Source organism: Agromyces cucurbitae (genome assembly GCF_058349945.1).
Map to the genome: position 1 here is coordinate 329,852 of NZ_JBYRES010000002.1, position 19,739 is coordinate 349,590.

Annotated in this window: 16 protein-coding genes; 9 read left to right on the top strand and 7 right to left on the bottom strand. The window is 72.4% G+C overall.

Going from position 1 to position 19,739, the window contains the following annotated elements; all coding sequences use genetic code 11:
- Positions 1-68 precede the first annotated feature (68 nt).
- Positions 69-668 carry a GNAT family N-acetyltransferase gene (locus tag AC3RJ6_RS08395; RefSeq protein WP_491426544.1) on the bottom strand — a complete coding sequence of 200 codons (600 nt, stop codon included), beginning with the start codon at positions 666-668 and terminating at the stop codon, positions 69-71.
- A 104-nt stretch (positions 669-772) separates the two neighbouring features.
- A complete protein-coding gene (locus tag AC3RJ6_RS08400) occupies positions 773-3,592 on the bottom strand; it encodes a M14 family zinc carboxypeptidase (protein ID WP_491426545.1) in 2,820 nt (939 codons plus the stop codon).
- Between the two features lie 353 nt (positions 3,593-3,945).
- Here AC3RJ6_RS08400 and AC3RJ6_RS08405 point away from each other — a divergent pair, with 353 nt between their 5' ends.
- Positions 3,946-6,000, top strand: coding sequence for a DEAD/DEAH box helicase (locus AC3RJ6_RS08405; protein WP_491426546.1), 2,055 nt, complete (start codon positions 3,946-3,948; stop codon positions 5,998-6,000).
- A 95-nt stretch (positions 6,001-6,095) separates the two neighbouring features.
- A complete protein-coding gene (locus AC3RJ6_RS08410) occupies positions 6,096-6,857 on the top strand; it encodes a hypothetical protein (RefSeq protein ID WP_491426547.1) in 762 nt (253 codons plus the stop codon).
- A gap of 9 nt (positions 6,858-6,866) precedes the next feature.
- Here the strand turns inward: AC3RJ6_RS08410 and AC3RJ6_RS08415 are convergent, their stop codons facing one another.
- The gene (locus AC3RJ6_RS08415; RefSeq protein WP_491426548.1) at positions 6,867-9,002 is read right to left on the bottom strand and encodes a RecQ family ATP-dependent DNA helicase; all 2,136 of its coding nucleotides are present in this window, start codon (positions 9,000-9,002) and stop codon (positions 6,867-6,869) included.
- A gap of 175 nt (positions 9,003-9,177) precedes the next feature.
- Here AC3RJ6_RS08415 and AC3RJ6_RS08420 point away from each other — a divergent pair, with 175 nt between their 5' ends.
- From AC3RJ6_RS08420 to AC3RJ6_RS08450, 7 genes are all read left to right on the top strand, one after another.
- The gene (locus AC3RJ6_RS08420; protein ID WP_491426549.1) at positions 9,178-10,497 is read left to right on the top strand and encodes an MFS transporter; all 1,320 of its coding nucleotides are present in this window, start codon (positions 9,178-9,180) and stop codon (positions 10,495-10,497) included.
- Positions 10,498-10,695: 198 nt separating this feature from the next.
- Complete coding sequence (locus AC3RJ6_RS08425; RefSeq protein WP_491426550.1) at positions 10,696-11,889, top strand: thiolase family protein; 1,194 nt, start codon at positions 10,696-10,698, stop codon at positions 11,887-11,889.
- Positions 11,889-12,626, top strand: a complete 738-nt coding sequence (locus AC3RJ6_RS08430) for an enoyl-CoA hydratase/isomerase family protein (RefSeq protein ID WP_491426551.1) — start codon at positions 11,889-11,891, stop codon at positions 12,624-12,626. Before AC3RJ6_RS08425 ends, AC3RJ6_RS08430 begins: the two co-directional genes overlap by 1 nt.
- A complete protein-coding gene (locus tag AC3RJ6_RS08435) occupies positions 12,623-13,498 on the top strand; it encodes a 3-hydroxyacyl-CoA dehydrogenase family protein (RefSeq protein ID WP_491426552.1) in 876 nt (291 codons plus the stop codon). The genes AC3RJ6_RS08430 and AC3RJ6_RS08435 overlap by 4 nt, the downstream gene beginning before the upstream one ends.
- Positions 13,499-13,515: 17 nt before the next feature.
- Complete coding sequence (gene paaZ, locus AC3RJ6_RS08440) at positions 13,516-15,627, top strand: phenylacetic acid degradation bifunctional protein PaaZ (protein WP_491426553.1); 2,112 nt, start codon at positions 13,516-13,518, stop codon at positions 15,625-15,627.
- A 152-nt stretch (positions 15,628-15,779) separates the two neighbouring features.
- Positions 15,780-16,229: a DUF2871 domain-containing protein gene (locus tag AC3RJ6_RS08445; protein ID WP_491426554.1), complete on the top strand. Its 450-nt coding sequence runs from the start codon at positions 15,780-15,782 to the stop codon at positions 16,227-16,229.
- 116 nt (positions 16,230-16,345) lie between these two features.
- The gene (locus tag AC3RJ6_RS08450) at positions 16,346-16,549 is read left to right on the top strand and encodes a hypothetical protein (protein WP_491426555.1); all 204 of its coding nucleotides are present in this window, start codon (positions 16,346-16,348) and stop codon (positions 16,547-16,549) included.
- A gap of 52 nt (positions 16,550-16,601) precedes the next feature.
- Here AC3RJ6_RS08450 and AC3RJ6_RS08455 read toward each other — a convergent pair whose 3' ends face one another.
- The 4 genes from AC3RJ6_RS08455 to paaI all read right to left on the bottom strand — a co-directional run bounded on the left by AC3RJ6_RS08455 (position 16,602) and on the right by paaI (position 19,650).
- Positions 16,602-16,994, bottom strand: a complete 393-nt coding sequence (locus tag AC3RJ6_RS08455) for a SpoIIAA family protein (protein WP_491426556.1) — start codon at positions 16,992-16,994, stop codon at positions 16,602-16,604.
- A 57-nt stretch (positions 16,995-17,051) separates the two neighbouring features.
- On the bottom strand, positions 17,052-17,681 hold the full coding sequence (locus tag AC3RJ6_RS08460; RefSeq protein ID WP_491426557.1) for a TetR/AcrR family transcriptional regulator: 630 nt from the start codon (positions 17,679-17,681) through the stop codon (positions 17,052-17,054).
- A 134-nt stretch (positions 17,682-17,815) separates the two neighbouring features.
- On the bottom strand, positions 17,816-19,117 hold the full coding sequence (paaK, locus tag AC3RJ6_RS08465) for a phenylacetate--CoA ligase PaaK (protein WP_491427150.1): 1,302 nt from the start codon (positions 19,115-19,117) through the stop codon (positions 17,816-17,818).
- Between the two features lie 101 nt (positions 19,118-19,218).
- Entirely contained in the window at positions 19,219-19,650 is a 432-nt protein-coding gene (gene paaI, locus AC3RJ6_RS08470) for a hydroxyphenylacetyl-CoA thioesterase PaaI (protein ID WP_491426558.1), read from the bottom strand.
- Between the last annotated feature and the right edge of the window lie 89 nt (positions 19,651-19,739).

The following is a 19,739-nucleotide window of genomic DNA, read 5'->3' on the forward strand; positions in this document are numbered from 1 at the left end:
TCCCACGATGGCCCGACCCGCTGCCCGCCCGGATGGGTAGCGATTGCTCATTCGCCGCCCGTCGATGCTCAGGCGGACGCGCGTCCGCCCGTGAGCGCCTCCGCGCCGCCGCCCGCGAGCGCCTCCGCGCCCCCGCCCGCGAGCGACTTCGCCATGCACACGCTGAACTCCTCGCCGACGTACTGGCCGAACTGCTCGATGCGCCGGTAGCCGTGCTTCTCGTAGAGCGCGAGGGCGGGCAGGTGCCGGGGCCCCGTCTCGAGCACGATCTCGTCGATGCCGCGCGCGGCCGCGTCGGCCTCGATGCGCGCGAGCAGGGACCCGGCGACGCCGAGCCCGCGCCCGGCCGGGTCGACGAACATGCGCTTCAGCTCGCCCCGCACCGCGCTCGCGGACGGGGCCGGGCCCGAGGCATCCGCCCCGCCGCCCGCCGCCTCGTCGACGAGCGCCGCGATGCCGACGGCCGCCCCGGCGGCGTCGCGCGCAACGTACAGCCGCACCTCGGGCCGCTCGAGCTGGGCGACGTCGAGCAGGAAGCACGCCTCGGGCGGGTACAGGCCGCGCGAGTACTCGGTGCTGCCCTCGAGCAGGCGCTCGACCTCGGGCTGGCGGGGCGGTTCGACCGCGATCGAGACGGATGCTGCGGAGCGGGGTCGTACGGCCGGCATGCGACGAGCGTAGGCGGCGCGCGTTTCGCGCAGGTTTCACGGCGACGGCCCCGCGGCTCCGAGTGGAGTCGCGGGGCCGTCATGCGTCGAACGGCTGCTCGGCGTCAGCCGACGATCGCCTCGGGCGTGACGCCCCGTTCGTGGATGCGCTGCACGAGCTCGCGCAGGAACGGGTGCTCGTCGGCGCTCAACCCGTCGGGGTTCGCGATCGTGAAGACCGTGCTGCCCCCGGCGGTCGCCTTCGTCGCGTCGTCGGTGTACTCCGCGACGAGCGCGGCCACCTGCTTCGCGTCCTTCGGCGCCACCGTGATCGAGATCGGCCGCCACTCGCCGCCGAGGTCGGCCGCGACGGGCGCCGCCTGCGCCGCCTCCCGGGCCGCGACGGCCCTGCTCGAGTCGGCCTGCGTCCCGCCCGCCGGCATGAGCAGCGCGTTCGCCACGAGCTGCATGCCCGAGTCGTTGTACGCGCGGAACAGCGGGTTGAACGCGTAGAGCACCGCGTGGCCCGACCCGACCGGCTCGTCGACGACCGCCGCCGAACCGCGGAGGGCGTCGGCGCCGACGGAGTAGCCGTTCGTCCAGAACGTGTCGCCCGTCGGGTAGGTCACGACGTTCTCGCCCGTCGTCGACGGCTCGAGGATCGGGTCGCCGTTGTTGAAGGCGAAGTCCTCGCCGGGGCGTCCGAGACCCACCGGGCTCGAGGCATCCGTGTCGACGCGGAAGTGCGAGCCGACGACCTGGTAGCCGGCCGGCTTCGCCCGCTCGGTCGTGCTCGTGAGCCCCGCCGAACGCGCGACGCGCGTGCCCTCGTTGCGGAAGCCGAGGTAGACGCCGCCGTCCTCGACCCAGGCCTTGAGGTTCGCCTGGCCCGTCGCCGTGAGTCCGCCCGTCGCGTTCGAGCCGTCGGGCACGACGAGCACGTCGCGGTCGGTGAACGCGGCCGTGTTGTCGTTGATGTCGGCGGTCGTGACGGGTGCGAGGTCGAGGCCCCAGCGCTCGCCGAGCACGAACCTCGTCTCGCCGTGCGAACCCGCCGTGAGCGAGATGCCGGTGCCGCCGAACAGGCCCACGTCGGGCAGGGTCAGCGCCGAGGCGTCCGTCGGCGTCTCGGCGTTGACGAGGCTGATGCCCGACGCCCGCGCCAGCCGGTCGAGGTCGACCGAGCGCATCGCCGAGGTCGGCACGACGACCGTGCCGTCGGCGGTGCGCGTCAGCTCGACGCCCTGGCCGAGCAGGGCGAACGTCAGGTCGGCCGCCTTCGACGAGTCGAGCGGGTACGTGTACGACTCGCCCTTCTTCGCCGTGTTCGCGAGGCCGCCCGCCGTGTCGGTGACGCGCTTCGCCTTGGGCTGCACGTCGTCGCCGGTCGAGAGGGCGTTCATGCCCGCCAGCAGCGGGTTGCTCCACGACGAGACGTCGTAGAAGTACGGGAACGGCACGTACGGGTCCTCGCCGAGCGTCGCCTGGATCCAGTGCTTCTGCGGCTGCGCCATCGGGATCCAGTAGGAGCCCGCGGGCACGGTCACGTCGGTCGCGTCGCGGCCGCCGAAGAGGCGCGCCGAGTCGAGCTCGAGCGGCTTCTGCACCTCGTAGACCTCGACGTCCATGCGGCGCAGGCGGTCGACGAGCTCTCGCACGTCGCCGAGCTGGCGGTCGGGCAGCAGGAAGTAGCTGCGCACCGTCAGGTCGGGCACCGGGAACTGCACGGTGTTGGTGGGCTGCACGACCTCGTTGGGCTCGAGCGTGCCGGCCTCGCCCTCGGTGAGCGCGGTCTTCCAGATGTCGTACCAGCTCGTGAGGATCTCATGCTTGTTCTCGGCGGCCCAGCCGGTCGTCGCCCACTGGGTGAGGAACTGCTGCTGCACCCGGTCCTCCGTCGCCGAGGCCGACCCCTTCTCGTAGGTCATGCCGGCCGCGCCGAACCCGGTCGCGGGCACCGTGTCGCCGTAGCCCATGTAGAACATGTCGTACGAGCGGTAGTTGAAGTAGCACTCCGTCGTGACGGTGTCGGTGCAGATGCCGTTGTAGTTCTCGGTGAACGTCGCGGCGTTCGCGTCGCCGATGCGGTTGATCCAGTCGACCGGCTGGTCGGCGATCTCGTGGTGGATCGGGTCGGCGTTCGGCGGGAAGAAGTACTGCCGGCCGCCCATCTCGTGCGCGTCGATGAACACCTGCGGCGGGAACTGGCGCAGCAGCTCGAGCTTCGCGTCGGTCTCGACCTGGGTGCGCGCGAACCAGTCGCGGTTGAGGTCGAAGCCGAAGTCGTTCTGGCGCCGGTTCGCGTTGCGGCCGTCGGGGTTCTGTGTCGGCATGATCACGGTGATCAGGTTGTCGAGCCGGTTCTCGACGTCGCACGAGAGGCCCGACGACAGCTCGTACAGCGTCTTCAGCGCTGCGTCGGCGCCCGACTTCTCGCCGCCGTGCACGTTGCCGGCGATCCACGCGATCGCGGGCAGGTCGTCGGCGTAGACGGCGGCCTTCTTGTCGTTCAGGGCGCGCGGGTCTCGCAGCTCGCGGATCTGCCGGGCGATCTTGTCGAGCGCCGGCTTCGTGACGTTCGACGACTTCGACACGATCGCGTACGGCATCTCCTCGCCGCCGTTGCTCGTCGCCACGGTGCCGGAGACGACGCGGTCGCTCGCGGCGTCGATCGCGGCGACGTACTCCTGGATCTGGTCGACGGTGACCGGATCGGCCTGGCCGAGACCGAGCGGCGTGCCCAGCGCGTCCTCGGGCGACGGCACGGACGCGATGCGCGCGTCCGGGTCGGCCGAGCAGTCGGCGGTGGTGGATGCCGCGGCGAATGCCGAGGCCTGCGGTTGCGCCGTCGCGGCGACGGCCGGAACCACGGCCGCGGCCGGGATCAGGAGCGCGCTCGCGAGGAGTGCGCTCGTGCGGGTGAGACGGAGTTCTCTGTGCTTCATCGGACGGTTTCCTCCAGAACCGGCCGCGGGGGGCGGCCTGCGGCCGAGTCTGCCAGCGCCCCCGTTCGGGGGATAGTCCTCCTTTCGGCCCACCCGCACCGCCCGGTTCCGCACCGGATTCACGCGCTGCACGGGGGTTTCCCAGACGATTTCCGGTACCATCGACAGGTCGGTTCTAGGCACCGCGTTCGCGCGGATGGGTTTGTGAGTCTGAAGGGCCGGTTCCGAGACGTCCGGTCTCGGATAGTCACCGTATGTGAACGGCCCCGGTCGACGATGTTCCGGGTTCTCGGCGTGCTGCGCTCGCAGCGACGCCGCCATGTACCTGTCGTACAACCCAGGAAGACACCACCGTGCCCAAGAACAAGAAGCCCAAGGGCGGCCGCCCGGCCGCGAACTTCGACCCGTCGTACGCGAAGGGCGGCAAGAGCCGCGGCGCGCACAAGTCCGGCGCGCAGAAGGCCGGCTCGCGCAGCCCCGGCCACCGCGGCTACCGTCCCGAGGAGGAGGCGCCCGCCAAGCAGCGCTGGTCCCGTGACGAGCGCATCGCCGCGGGGCGCACTCCGCACCGCGCCGAGCGCGAGGGTCGCGCCGAGCGCGATGGTCGCGCCGAGCGCGGGTACCGCGACGACCGCGCGCCCCGTCGCGAGTACGGCGACCGCCCCGCGCGTCCGCACTACCGCGAGGACCGTCCGGCCCGCTCCTCCGATCGCAACGGGCGCGACGACCGCGCGCCGCGCGCGTTCGACCGCGACGACCGCGGCCCCCGCCGCGACCGCGACGACCGTCCCGCACGGTCCTTCGACCGCAACGACCGCAACGACCGCAACGACCGCAACGACCGCTCGTCGGGTTCGTTCGACCGCGAGCACCGCGGCCCCCGCCGGTACGACCGCGACGATCGCGGTGCTCGCCGGTACGACCGCGACGACCGACCGGCTCGTTCGTACGACCGCGACGACCGCGCCTCGCGCCGGTACGACCGTGACGAGCGTCCCGCACGTTCGTACGACCGCGGCGACCGGGTCCGCGACGACCGCAGTCCTCGCCGCGAGTTCGACCGTCCCGGCTTCCGCGACTCCGAGCGCCGGCCGTCGAACTTCTTCCCCGCCCGCGACGAGGCGCCCCGGTCCTCGCCGAACGACGACGTCGTGCTCGAGCGACTCGCCGCCGAGGCCATCACGGCCGACGCCGTCGAGGGCGTGACCTTCACCGACCTCGGCCTCGGCGGCAACGTCGTGCGCACCCTCGACGAGCTCGGCGCCGTGTCGCCGTTCCCGATCCAGGCGGCGACGATCCCGGTCGTGCTCGAGGGTCGCGACGTGCTCGGGCGCGGTCGCACCGGTTCGGGCAAGACGATCGCCTTCGGTGCGCCCGCCGTCGAGCGGCTCATGCAGCTCTGGACCGCATCGGGCAAGGCCGGCGGTCGCCGCCAGTTCGGCCGCAAGCCCCGCGCGCTCATCCTCGCCCCGACGCGCGAGCTCGCCCTGCAGATCGACCGCACCGTGCAGCCGATCGCGCAGAGCGTCGGCCTCTTCACGACGCAGATCTACGGCGGCGTGCCGCAGGGGCGCCAGGTGGGTGCGCTGCAGCGCGGCGTCGACATCGTGATCGGCACCCCCGGCCGCATCGAAGACCTCATCGAGCAGGGCCGCCTCGACCTCTCCGAGGTCGTCATCACCGTGCTCGACGAGGCCGACCACATGTGCGACCTCGGGTTCCTCGAGCCGGTGCAGCGCATCATCCGCCGCACCGCGCCCGGTGGACAGAAGCTGCTGTTCTCGGCGACCCTCGACACGGGCGTGGCCGCCCTCGTCGACGAGTTCCTCGTCGACCCGGCCGTGCACGAGGTCGCCGGTGAGGACCAGGCGTCGTCGACGATCGACCACCGCGTCTTCGTCATCGACAACCGCGACAAGCGCGACATCGTCGCCGAGCTCGCGAACCGCGAGGGCAAGACGCTCGTCTTCAGCCGCACGCGCGCCTTCGCCGAGGACCTTACCGACCACCTCGAGGACGCGGGCATCCGCGCGGTCGCCCTCCACGGCGACCTGAACCAGTCGCGCCGCACCCGCAACCTGCAGCAGCTCACGAGCGGCCGGGTCGATGTGCTGGTCGCGACGGATGTCGCGGCGCGAGGCATCCACGTCGACGACATCGATCTCGTGATCCAGGCCGACGCGCCCGACGAGTACAAGACGTACCTGCACCGCGCCGGCCGCACGGGCCGCGCGGGCAAGGCCGGTCGCGTCGTGACCCTCATCCCGCGCAACCGCCAGCGTCGCCTGAGCGAGATGCTCGGCCGGGCCGAGATCGAGGTCGACTTCGAGGACGTGCGCCTCGGCGACGCCGTGCTCGTCGAGGTCGGCCGCGTGGCCGACACGGCGGACGACTCGTCCGCCTCCTGAGCGAGGGGGAGTCGCGCCGCTAGCATGGGCGCGACGCGACTCCCCGGCACGGCCGTCGGGGCTCGGGCGGGAGCGCGGTGGGGAGGCGCACCCGCATGACCGACGAGCAGAACCCGCAGGCCGCTCCGCCGACCGGTCCGCCGGCCGCAGCAGCGCCGGCGCCCGCCGGGGCCGCCGCAGCGCCGCCGCCCGCGGTGAGCCGCACGATGCTCATCTGGTTCGGCGTCATCATCGTCGTGCTCTCGTTCGTCGCCGCGTTCCTCGGCTCGTGGCTCGCGCGTGGCGGCACGCCCGAGGCTGCGCCGTCGCCCACCCCGTCGGCGACGGTCGACGAGGCCGCCTACGAGGACGCGCTCGAGGAGATCCTCCCCGCCGGGTCGGCCGTGCGCGCCGGCAGCGGCGTTCCCGAGGCGGGCAAGGGCTACGACGGCGACGTCTACATCGACATCACGACCTCCGACGTGTACCTCTTCGAGGACGGCGAGTGGACCCTCGTCGGCAACATCCGCGAGTCCGCCGCCGAGAACCTCACGGGCGCCACCGGGAAGACCGGCGCGACCGGAGCACAGGGCGAGCAGGGCGAACAGGGGGAGCAGGGCGAGCAGGGCGAGGCCGGAACGCCCGGCACCCAGGTGCTGCTCGGCATCGGCGCCCCCTCGGCCGACACGTGCACGACGAACGGCGACGTCTACATCGACACGTCGACGGTGCAGTTCTACGAGTGCGCGGCCGGATCGTGGCGGCTCTTCGGCCCGCCGTCGACGCCGGCGCCCGCGCCGACGGAGCCGCCCGCCGCGAGCGACGAGCCGACCGACACCGAGGCGCCCGCCGACACGGAGGCGCCGTCGGAGGGCTGAGACCGGCCGTCAGCCCCGCACCGCGAGCGCGAACGGCAGCACCGCGGTCGCGCCGGCGGCCCGCAGCTCGCGCGCGGCGACCGTGAGGGTCCAGCGGCTGTCGACCTGGTCGTCGACGAGCAGCACGGGCCCCGCGGGCAGGTCGAGCCCGGCGGCGGAGAACCGCCCCCACACGCCCGCGAGGCGGAAGGCGCTGTTGCCGCCGGGCTGCCCGGTCGGCCCGCCGTCGACGAGCTCGAGCGCACCGAGGTAGGGGAGTCGCCCGATGTCGGCGAGGCCGCGGGCGAGCGAGTCGACGAGCTGCGGCTTCGAGCGCGACGGCATCGCGACGACCGCGACGGGCCGCTCTGCCCAGCCCCATTCGGCGAGCACGCGCACGCAGCCGTCGAGCACGCGCGGCGGCACCGGTGCGTCGGCCGCGCCCGCCGCGAACAGTTCGCGCAGGGTGCCGCCCCAGCCGAGGTCGGTGAGGCGAGCGAGCGCCCGTCCCTCGGCGGCGCGCTCGTCGGGGGCGATGCGCCCCTTCACCGGCACGCCGAGCCGGTCGGCGCCCGTCGGCCATTGCGCGCGCGGCTCGATCGGCACGCCCACCCGGTCGAGGGCGCCACGAGCGGCGGCGGATGCCTCGCCGCCGACGCTCGTCGGGTACCAGGGCCCGGCGCAGTTGTCGCACCGGCCGCACGGGGTGGCCGTGTCGTCGTCGAGCGAGCGCTGCAGGAACTCCATGCGGCAGCCGTCGGTCGTCTCGTACTCGAGCATGTGCTGCTGCTCGGCCTTGCGTTCGCCCGCGATGCGGCGGTAGCGGTCGGCGTCGTAGACCCACGGTTCGCCCGTCGCCACCCAGCCGCCCTGCACTCGGCGCACCGCGCCGTCGACGTCGAGCACCTTGAGCAGCAGCTCGAGCGGGGTTCGGCGAATGTCGACCATGGCCTCGAGGGCGGGCGTCGACGTCGGCCGATCGGGCGAGAGCGCCGAGATCACCCGGCCCGCCCGCTCTTCGTCGGGCATCGACGCGGTCGCGAAGTAGTGCCAGATGTCGGGGTCTTCGGTGCCGGGCATGAGCAGCACGTCGGCCGACTCGGTCGCGCGGCCGGCGCGGCCGACCTGCTGGTAGTACGCGACGGGCGACGAGGGTGCGCCGAGGTGCAGCACGAAACCGAGGTCGGGTTTGTCGAAGCCCATGCCGAGCGCGCTCGTCGCGATGAGCGCCTTGACCTCGTTGCGCTTGAGCATCGCCTCGGACTCGGCGCGCTCGTCGGGGTCGGTCTGGCCGGTGTAGGCGCGCACGGCGTGGCCGTGCTCGCGCAGCAGGCGGGCCGTGTCGTTCGCCGCGGCGACGGTGAGCGCGTAGATGATGCCCGAGCCCGGCAGCTCGTCGAGATGGTTGAGCAGCCACGCGAGCCGGCTCGGCGAGTCGGGCAGTCGCAGCACGCCGAGGCGCAGCGACGCGCGGGCGAGCGGCCCCCTGATCGTGAGCACCTCGGCCGCGGCATCCGCCCCGTCGCCCCCGCCGCCGACGAGCGTCGTCGTCGCGGTCGCGCCCAGCTGCTCGGCCACGTCGGCGACGACCCGGCTGTTCGCGGTCGCCGTGGTCGCGAGCACGGGCACGTCGGCCGGCATCTGCGCGATGAGCTCGCGCAGGCGCCGGTAGTCGGGCCGGAAGTCGTGGCCCCAGTCGCTGATGCAGTGCGCCTCGTCGACGACGAGCAGGCCGATGCGGTCGACGAGGGCGGGGAGCTGCGTCTCGCGGAACGAGGGGTTGTTGAGCCGCTCGGGCGAGACGAGCAGCACGTCGACCTCGTCGGCCGCGAGCTGCTGCTCGACGTCGCGCCACTCGTGCGCGTTCGTCGAGTTGATCGCGACCGCGCGCACGCCCGCTCGTTCAGCGGCGGCGATCTGGTCGCGCATGAGGGCGATGAGCGGCGAGACGAGCAGCGTGGGGCCGGCGCCGGCCCGGCGCTGCAGCGACGTCGCGACGAAGTAGACGGCCGACTTGCCCCAGCCCGTGCGCTGCACGACGAGTGCGCGCCGGCGGCCGGCGACGAGCGCCTCGATCGCTGCGAACTGGCCGTCGTGGAACTCGGCGTCGTCGCGCCCGACGAGCTCGCGGAGGGCGTCGAGGGCGGGCGCGCGCAGGTCGGTCATGCACCCAAGCCTGCCCGATGCCGCTGACAGCCTTCCGCGCGGGCGGGTGGATGCGATACGCTCTGGATTCCCTACCGAACAATCGGTCAGGAAATCGACCCCGACGCGGCCCCCACCCCTCCAGCCGCGTCGACCGGCGCCCTGGCCTTCGCCCCCATTGAACAACGGAGTTCGCATGTCGACTGCTGTCACCGACCCCGCCCCGCCCCGCGCGATCACCGCCGAAGAACGCAAGGTGCTCGCCGGCACCCTCGTCGGCACCTCGATCGAGTGGTACGACTTCTTCATCTACGCACAGGCCGCGGGCCTCGTGCTCGCGCCGCTCTTCCTCGCGCCCGTCGCCGAGTCGAACCCGGGTCTCGCCCAGGTGCTCTCGTTCGCGACGATCGGCATCTCGTTCCTGTTCCGTCCGCTCGGCGCGATCGTCGCCGGCCGGCTCGGCGACAAGATCGGCCGCAAGAAGATGCTCGTCTTCACGCTCGTCATGATGGGCCTCTCGACCGCGCTCATCGGCCTCCTGCCGACCTACGCGGCGATCGGCATCGCCGCGCCGATCCTGCTCATCCTCCTCCGCATCCTGCAGGGCTTCTCGGCGGGCGGCGAGTGGGGCGGTGCCGCCCTCATGGCCGTCGAGCACGCGCCCAACGCGAAGCGCGGCTTCTTCGGCGCCTTCCCGCAGATCGGCGTACCGGTCGGCATGATCCTCGCGACCTTCACGCTGTGGGTGCTCACGAGCTCGATGTCGCCCGAGGCGTTCATGGCGTGGGGCTGGCGCATCCCGTTCCTGCTCTCGATCGTGCTGATCATCGTCGGCTACGTCATTCGCAAGGCCGTCGAGGAGAGCCCCGTCTTCGAGGAGCTGCTGCGCCGTCGCAAGGAGGCCTCGGCCCCGCTCAGCCAGCTGTTCCGCAAGAACACGAAGCAGGTCGTGCTCACCGCGGTGATCTTCATCGCGAACAACGCGGCCGGCTACCTGCTCATCGCCTACTTCGCGACCTACGCGGTGACGGCGCTCGGCATGGACCGCCCGACCGTGCTGCTCGCGACGACGCTCGCGTCGTTCGGCTGGCTCGGCTTCACCCTCTGGGGCGGCCGCATCTCCGACCGGCTGGGCCGGGTTCGCACGTTCCAGATCGGGTACGTGTTCCTCGCGCTCTGGGCCGTGCCGATGTGGTTCCTCATCGACACGGGCGAGATCCTCTGGTACTTCGTCGCCCTCTTCGTGATGACGTTCGGACTCGGACTCTCGTACGGCCCGCAGGCTGCGCTCTACGCCGAGATGTTCCCCGCGAACGTCCGCTACTCGGGCGTCTCGATCGGGTACGCGCTCGGCGCGATCCTCGGCGGCGCGTTCGCCCCGATGATCGCCGAGGCGCTCATGAACCAGTTCCACGCCTCGTGGACGATCGGCGTCTACATCGCGATCGCGGCAGTGATCTCGCTCATCGGCGTCTCGCTTGTGAAGGAGACGAAGGACGTCGACCTGCTCGACTGATCCTTCGACGCACACGGATGCCTCGGGGCGAACGCCGCCCCGAGGCATCCGCGTCGTTCGGGGCTCGCTCGAGCGGCCGGGATGTCGCGGCGAGTGCCGTGACGTGCCATAATTACTTCCCGAACGCTCGGTCAGGAATTCGGCCGGGCGATACCGTGCACACGGTGCCCCGTCGACAACGCAGTCAGGAGAGAGCGCATGGCCGAGGCCTATCTCGTCGGAGGGGCGCGCACGCCCGTCGGCCGCTACGGCGGCGCCCTCGCCACGGTCCGCCCCGACGACCTCGCGGCTCTCGTCGTCGGCGAGGCGGTGCGCCGCTCGGGCCTCGCGCCGGGTGAGGCGGGCGAGATCGACGAGGTGATCCTCGGCGCCGCCAACCAGGCCGGCGAGGACAACCGCAACGTCGCCCGCATGGCCGTGCTGCTCGCGGGCCTCCCCGACGAGGTGCCCGGCGTCACGGTCAACCGGCTCTGCGCCTCGGGCATGTCGGCGATCACGATGGCGGCCCAGGCGATCCGCGCGGGCGACGCCGACCTCATCGTCGCGGGGGGCGTCGAGTCGATGACCCGCGCACCGTGGGTGCAGCAGAAGCCGAGCTCGGCGTGGGCCAAGCCCGGCGCCGCCTACGACACCTCGATCGGCTGGCGCTTTCCGAACCCCGAGCTCGTCGCCCGCGACAAGGCGACCTTCTCGATGCCCGAGACGGCCGAAGAGGTCGCCCGCGTCGACGGCATCACCCGCGCCGAGGCCGACGCCTTCGCGCTGCGCTCGCAGCAGCGGGCCGCCGCCGCGGTCGCCGCCGGACGGTTCGAGGCCGAGATCGTCGGCGTGCCGACGCACCGCGGGGACGTCCTCGTCGACGAGGGCCCGCGCCCCGACTCCAGTCTCGAGGGGCTCGCCCGGCTGCGCCCCGTCGTGCCGGGCGGCGAGGTCGTGACTGCCGGCAACTCGAGCTCGCTCAACGACGGCGCCTCGGCGATCGTCGTCGCGAGCGGCGCGGCGGTCGAGCGCTACGGCCTCACGCCGCGGGCGCGCATCGTGGTCGGCACGAGCGCCGGCATCGCCCCCGAGATCATGGGCCTCGGCCCCGTGCCCGCGACCGAGAAGGCCCTCGAGCGCGCCGGCATCGACCTCGACGAGATCGGATCGATCGAGCTCAACGAGGCGTTCGCGACGCAGTCGATCGCGTGCATCCGCCGGCTCGGCCTCGACGACGCGATCGTCAACGCCGACGGCGGCGCCATCGCGCTCGGGCACCCGCTCGGGTCGAGCGGCTCGCGACTCGTCGTCACGCTCCTCGGTCGCATGGAGCGCGAGGGCTCGCGCTACGGCCTCGCGACCATGTGCGTCGGCGTCGGCCAGGGGTCGGCCCTCATCGTGGAGCGCGTGTGATGAGCGAGACCCTCCGCATCGAGCGGCTCGACGACCGCGTCGTCGCGACCCTCGACCGCCCCGAGAAGCGCAACGCGATCGACCAGGCGACGATCGATGCCCTGCACGCGCTGTGCGGGGAGCTCGAGGCCGACCCGCGCATCCTCATCCTCACGGGCGCCGGCGGCGTGTTCGCCTCGGGTGCCGACATCGCGCAGCTGCGCGACCGTCGCGCCCACGACGCGAAGCGCGGCATCAATGCGAACGCCTTCATCCGCATCGCCGACCTGCCGATGCCGGTCATCGCCGCGCTCGACGGGTACGCCCTCGGCGGCGGCGCCGAGCTCGCCTACGCCGCCGACATCCGCATCGCGACGCCCTCGCTCAAGATCGGCAACCCCGAGACGGGGCTCGGCATCATCGCCGCGGCCGGCGCGAGCTGGCGGCTCAAGGAGATCGTCGGCGACGCCCGCGCGGCCGAGCTGCTGCTGACGGGCCGCACGATCGACGCCGCCGAGGCGCTGTCGATCGGGCTCGTCTCGTCGGTGCATCCGGCCGCCGACCTACTCGTCGCCGCCCACGAGATCGCCGATCGCATCTCCCGCAACGACCGGGCCGCGACGATGGCGACGAAGCGCGTCTTCCGCGCGCCGCGCTCGGCGCACCCCGCCGTCGACCTCGACGAGCAGGCCGTGCTCTTCGAGAGCCCCGAGAAGATGCGCCGCATGACCGAGTTCCTGGAGAAGAGGAAGCAGTGACCGAGACTCGAACCAGCACCGGCGCGCCGGCCGAGGTCGGCGTACTCGGCGGCGGCCGCATGGGCGCCGGCATCGCGCACGCCTTCCTGCTCGCCGGCTCGCGCGTGACCGTCGTCGAGCGCGACGCCGACGCCGCGTCGGCCGCCTCCGTGCGCGTGCTCGAGTCGGTCGACGCCTCGATCGCGCGCGGCACCGCCGACGAGGATGCTGCGGCATACGCCGGCCGCTTCGCGACGAGCACCGCCGTCGACGCGTTCGCCTCGTGCGACCTCGTCGTCGAGGCGGTGCCCGAAGACCTGGGGCTCAAGATCGACGCGCTCACGCGCGTCGAGTCCGTGCTGGCGCCCGGTGCCGCGCTCGCGTCGAACACGTCGTCGATCTCGATCGACCAGCTCGCGGCCCTGCTCGCGCGGCCGGGCCGGTTCGTCGGCATGCACTTCTTCAACCCCGTGCCGGCGTCGACCCTCGTCGAGATCGTCCGCGGCGAGGCATCCGACGCCTCGCTCGTCGACGACGCGCGCGACTGGGTGCGCGCCATCGGCAAGACGCCGATCGTCGTCGCCGACGCGCCGGGATTCGCGTCGTCGCGCCTCGGCGTCGCCCTCGGGCTCGAGGCCATCCGCATGCTCGAGGCCGGAGTCGCCTCGGCGGAGGACATCGACGCCGCGATGACGCTCGGGTACAAGCACCCCGTGGGCCCGCTGCGGCTCACGGACCTCGTCGGCCTCGACGTGCGGCTCGGCATCGCCGAGTACCTCGCCGAGACGCTCGGCGACCGATTCGAACCGCCCGCCCTGCTGCGCCGCCTGGTCGCCGAGGGCAAGCTCGGCCGCAAGACGGGCGAGGGCTTCTACCGGTGGGATGCCTCGTGAGGCATGAAGGGAACACGATGACCGAGATGCTGCCGAGCGAGATGCTGCCGAGCTACGTCCGCGGCGAGTGGTGGACCCCGGCGCCCGAGGCGGCCGAGCGGGCGACCGAGGTGCGCGACGCGTCGACGGGCGAGGTGATCGCCCGTGTCTCGACCGAGGGCCTCGACCTCGGCGCGGCGCTCGACTACGCCCGCACGGTCGGGCAGGCGAGCCTCGGCGAGCTGACCTTCCACCAGCGCGCGGTGCTGCTCAAGCAGATGGCGCTCGCGCTCACCGAGCGCAAGGGCGAGTTGTACGAGATCTCGAGCCGCACCGGCGCCACGAAGCAGGACTCGTGGGTCGACATCGACGGCGGCATCGGCGTGCTCTTCACCTACTCGGGCAAGGGCCGCCGCGAGATGCCGAACGCGAAGGTCTACGTCGACGGCGCGGTCGAACCGCTCTCGAAAGACGGTTCATTCCTCGGGCGGCATATCTACACCCGCCTGCCCGGCGTCGCCGTGCAGATCAACGCCTTCAACTTTCCCGTGTGGGGCTCGCTCGAGAAGTTCGCGCCGGCGTTCCTCGCCGGCATGCCGACGGTCGTGAAGCCCGCGACGCCCACCGGCTACCTCGCCGAGCACATGGTGCGCATCCTCGTCGAGTCGGGCCTGCTGCCCGACGGTTCGCTGCAGCTCGTGTCGGGCAGCGTGCCGACGCTCTTCGACGAGCTGCGCCTCGGCGACCTCGTCGGCTTCACCGGCTCGGCGTCGACGGCCGAGCGGCTGCGCGCCCACGATGCCGTGCAGACGGGCGGGGTGCGCTTCACGAGCGAGACCGACTCGATCAACGCCTCGGTGCTCGGCACCGACGCCGTCGCGGGCACCCCCGAGTTCGACGCGTACGTGAAGCAGCTCGTCGTCGAGATGACGACGAAGGCCGGGCAGAAGTGCACCGCGATCCGCCGGGCGATCGTGCCCGAGGCATCCGTCGACGCCGTCATCGACGCGGTGCGGGCGCGCATCGCCGAGCGCGTCGTCGTCGGCGACCCGCGCGCCGAGGGCGTCACGATGGGCCCGCTCGCTTCGCTCGAGCAGCGCGACGAGGTGCTGCGCCAGGTCGGCCGCCTCGAGCAGGCCGGCGGCGAGGTCGTCGTCGGTTCGACGAGCGCCCCCACCGTCACCCTTGCCGACGGCACGCAGGGCGAGGCCGCCGACGGCGCGTTCGTCGGGCCGGTGCTGCTGCGATTCGCGGATGCCTCGTCAGAGGCGCTGCACGAGGTCGAGGCCTTCGGTCCGGTGTCGTCGATCGTCGGCTACGGCTCGCTCGACGAGGCCGCCGCGCTCGTCGCGAAGGGCGGCGGGTCGCTCGTGACGAGCGTCGCGACCCACGACCCGTCGGTCGCCGTCGCGCTCGCCTCGGGCATCGCGGCGTACAACGGCCGCGTGCTGTTCCTCGACCGCGACGACGCGCGCACCTCGACCGGGCACGGCTCGCCGCTGCCGAACCTCGTGCACGGCGGCCCCGGGCGGGCCGGCGGCGGCGAGGAGCTCGGCGGCATCCGCGCCGTGCTGCACCACATGCAGCGCACCGCCGTGCAGGGCTCGCCCGAGATGCTCACCGCGCTCACGGGCGTGTGGCACCAGGGCGCGTCGGCCCGTCCGTACGAGGAGACCGGCGAGCCGCACCCGTTCCGCAAGTCGCTCGCCGAGCTGCGCATCGGAGACCAGGTCGCCTCGGCGCCGCGCGTCGTGACCCTCGACGACATCGAGACCTTCGCGAACTTCACGGGCGACACGTTCTACGCGCACATGGATGAGGAGGCGGCGGCCGCGAACCCCTTCTTTCCGGGCCGGGTGGCGCACGGCTACCTGCTCGTGTCGTGGGCGGCGGGCCTCTTCGTCGACCCCGAGCCGGGCCCCGTGCTCGCGAACTACGGCCTCGAGAACCTGCGATTCATCACGCCCGTGTCGCCCGGCGACGAGATCCGCGTCGAGCTCACGGCCAAGCAGATCTCGCCGCGCGAGACCGACGAGTACGGCGAGGTGCGCTGGGACGCGGTGCTGAAGAACCAGAACGACGAGCTCGTCGCGACCTACGACGTGCTCACGCTCGTCGCGAAGGAGCGCGCCGAGGCGCAGCCGGCGTAGGCCGGTCGACGTCGCACCGGGCCGAGCACCTTCGAACCTTCGAACCTTCGAACGATGCGGCCTCGGCGCGCCTGCGCCAGACTGGGCGCGAACGCGCCGACCAGGGCGCCCGCGAACGCGCCGACCAGGGCGCGACCGAAGGAGCGACATCCATGAACCGACTCTTCACCGCCGCCGTCGTCTACGTCGTGCTCGGGCTCGGCTCGGGCCTGTTCTACCGAGAGTTCACGAAGGCGAACGACTGGGTCGAGGGAACGCCGACCCAGCTGTCGGTCGTGCACACGCACCTGCTCGCCCTCGGCCTGCTCATGATGCTCATCGTGCTCGCCCTCGAGAAGGTGTTCACGCTGAGTGCGAGCCCGCTGTTCGGCTGGTTCTTCTGGGTCTACAACGCCGGCGTGCTGCTGACGAGCGCCATGATGGTCTGGCACGGCTCGCTGACCGTGCTCGGCGAGGAGTCGAACGCCGCGATCGCCGGCATCGCGGGTCTCGGCCACATCATCGTCACGGCCGGGCTCATCCTCCTGCTGCTGGCGCTGCGCAAGGGCATCACCGCCTCGCAGAAGTCCGAGCCCGCCGTGACGGCACCGGTCGCGGACTGAGCGGCGGGTACGGGGCGCCACCTCAGGGCCGCCCCGTACCCGAAATAGGGCGATGTCCGGATGCCTCGGCGGCACCTCAGGGCGGAGGCTGAGTGTCGATCGAAGGAGTCGACACCATGTACATCTCGGAGACCGCATTCCCGCACCTCGCCGCCGAAGCCGACGCGCGACTCGCGCGCACGCTCGAGCGGCGTCGCGTGATCGCCGAGCGCCTGGCCGAGGCGGGCGAGCCCGCCGGCCGTCGCGCCCGCGGTGCGCGCCGCGGGTGGTTCCAGCGCTCGGCCGTGCCCGCGCACTCGCCGCTCAGCGCGACCGCGTGAGCGACCGCGAGCACGCGACCGCGTGAGGAATGGGCAGGCGGGCGCCGGGCCCTTACGCGTCGGTCGCGTCGGGTGAGCCCGACGCCGTCGCGACCCACGCGATCGCGTCGGCCTCACGTGCGAGCGGGAACACCTTGAACTCGCCCGGCACGAGCCCGCCGAACGCGGTCGCGATGCCGGCGAGCACGTCGTGGTCGGTCACGAACGCCGCGCGGCGCCAGGCCGAGAGCGGACGACCGATGAGCTTCGCGTCCTCGAGCATCGCGCCGAACGAGAACCGGTCGAACTCGGCGCCCATGACGAAGACGAGGTCGAGCTTGCGTCCGTCGGCGAGCACGGCGTCGATCGCGGGGTCGAGCACGTCGCGGTAGTCGGCCGCCTCGATCGTGCCGACGGCACGGAAGCCGAGCACTCCGGCGGGCAGGTCGGCGAGCGGTTCGAGCATCGGAGTCTCCGTTCGTTCGAGGTCGCCGCCCGGGGATCCGGGGCCGGCGGGATCGTTTCAGGGCAGCAGCTCTTCGACCCGATTCTCGGTCGGCATGCGAAGTCCGTCGAGCGCGATCGCGATGACGTCGTCGGCGAGCCGGTCGGCGTTCTCGCGGCCGCCCGGCCGGTACCACTCGACGATCGAGTTGATCATGCCGAAGGCGAGGCGCGAGACGACGCTCGCATCGATGTCGCTGCGCAGGGTGCCCTCGCGCTGGGCCTCGGCCACGATCGCCGTGACCCGCTTGTCGAAGTCGCGGCGGCGGGCGAGCGCCCGGCGCTCGACCTCGGTGTTGCCGCGCACGCGCAGCAGCAGCGTGACCGACGGCAGCTCGTCGACGAGCACGTGCACGGCGCCCCGCAGCACCCGGTCGAGCCGGTCGGCGGCGCGGCCGCCCGCGGCGTCGCTCTCGTCGACGACGCCCTCGAGCCCGCCGAGCGCGGCATCGAGCGCCTGCTCGAGGATCTCGTCCTTCGAGGCGAAGTGGTGGTAGATCGCCGACTTCGACAGGCCGAGCCGTTCGGCGAGCACGCCCATCGACGTCGCGTCGTAACCGAACTCGTTGAACGCGGCGACGGCGACGTCGAGGATGCCCTGCCGGTCGTAGCCGGGGCGGCCCCGTCGCAGGCTTCCGTTCTCGCTCATCGCCCCCATCCTCGCATTCTCAGCGCGACCCGGTCGGTGGGCGCGGCGATTTCGAGACGCGTGCTGGTTTCGAGACGGCGCTGGCGCGCCTCCTCAACCCACCGCCTTCGTCGCTCGCTCCTCAACCATCGGTGTCACCCGTTGCGCAGGTCGTAGACCCGCTTGTACTTGCCCTCGCTGCGCGGCAGCGTGCCCGGCTCCTCGAGCTGCACGACCACGGTCGAGCCGACGTGCACCTTGATGCGCTGGGCGAGCACGACGGCCGCGGCCTCGCACGTCTCGACCGAGAGGTCGGGGTGCCGCTCGATGCGCACCTTCAGGGCGTCCATTCGCCCCTCCTTCGAGAGCTCGAGCACGAAGTGCGGCGTGAGCTGCTCGATGCCGAGCACGAGCTCCTCGATCTGCGTCGGGAAGAGGTTGACCCCGCGCAGGATGATCATGTCGTCGTTGCGTCCGGTGATCTTCTCCATGCGGCGCATGCCGGGGCGCGCGGTGCCGGGCAGCAGGCGCGTGAGATCGCGGGTGCGGTACCGGATGACCGGGAAGGCCTCCTTGGTGAGCGAGGTGAACACGAGCTCGCCCATCTCGCCGTCGGCGAGGACCGCGCCCGTGTCGCCGTCGATGATCTCGGGCAGGAAGTGGTCCTCCCAGAGGTGCGGGCCGTCCTTCGTCTCGAGGCACTCGTTGCCGACGCCCGGGCCCATGACCTCACTGAGGCCGTAGATGTCGAGCGCGTCGAGCCCGAGGCGCTCCTCGAGCTCGCGGCGCATCTCGTTCGTCCACGGCTCGGCGCCGAGCACGGCGAGCTTGAGCGACGTCGAGCGCGGGTCGATGCCCTGCTCGGCCATCGCGTCGGCGATCGTGAGCAGGTAGCTCGGCGTGCAGAGGATCGCGTCGGGCTCGAAGTCCATGATGAGCTGCACCTGGCGGGCGGTCTGTCCGCCCGACATCGGGATGACGGTTGCGCCGAGTGCCTCGATGCCCGCGTGCGCGCCGAGCCCGCCGGTGAACAGGCCGTAGCCGTACGCGTTGTGCACCTTCATGCCGGGGCGGATGCCGCTCGCGCGCAGCGACCGCGCCACGAGCGAGCCCCACCGCTCGAGGTCGCCCTTCGTGTAGCCGACGACCGTCGGCCGGCCCGTCGTGCCGCTCGAGGCGTGGATGCGCGCCACCTCGGACATGGGCACGGCGAACATGCCGAAGGGGTAGGTCTCGCGCAGGTCGGCCTTGGTCGTGAACGGCAGCTTCGCGACGTCGGCGAGCGAGCGGATGTCGCGCGGGTGCACGCCCGCCTCGTCGAACTTGCGGGTGTAGAGCGGCACGTGCTCGTACGCGTGCGCGACGGTCTGCTGCAGGCGCTCGAGCTGCAGCGCCTCGATCTCGGCGCGGCCCAGGCGCTCCTCGGGGTCGAGCTCGTCGGGCGCCGGCGGCCGCAGGCCGGAGACGGAGGGGACGGTGCTGGGGGAGTTGGTCGTCGTCGACACGGTGGCTCCTGGAGTTGGTGGGTCGCGACGCGGGGGAGGGCGTCGCCCGGAGGTCAGAAGGTTCGGTTGGTGGAGATGGATCGGCCGCGGAACTCGGCGACGGCGTCGCCGTGCTCGTCGACGACCGAGACGTCGTAGAGGCCCGTACGGCCCGAACGGGTGCGGCGCACCGCCGTCGCCGTGAGCTTCTGGCCCGCGTGCGTCGACTTGAGGAAGGCGATGTCTGCCCCGGCCGCGACGGTGACGCGGTCGTCCTCGTTGCACGAGATCGCGAAGGCCGTGTCGGCGAGGGCGAACACGAATCCGCCGTGGGTGATGCCGAACCCGTTCGTCATCTCCTCGCGCACGACCATGCTGACGACGGCGTGGCCGGGGTCGTCGCGTTCGACGACGATGCCGAGCCAGGCGGAGGCGCGGTCGCGCCGCATCATCTCGCGGTTGATCCCCTCGGCGTCGGCCGGTGCGTCGGTCGCGGCATCCGTCATCTCGTCACTCCTCGTCGAGTCGGGCGTCGTTGTCGGCCGCCGAGATCGAATATATACTAACTGAACGATCGGTTGGTAATATCGGGATG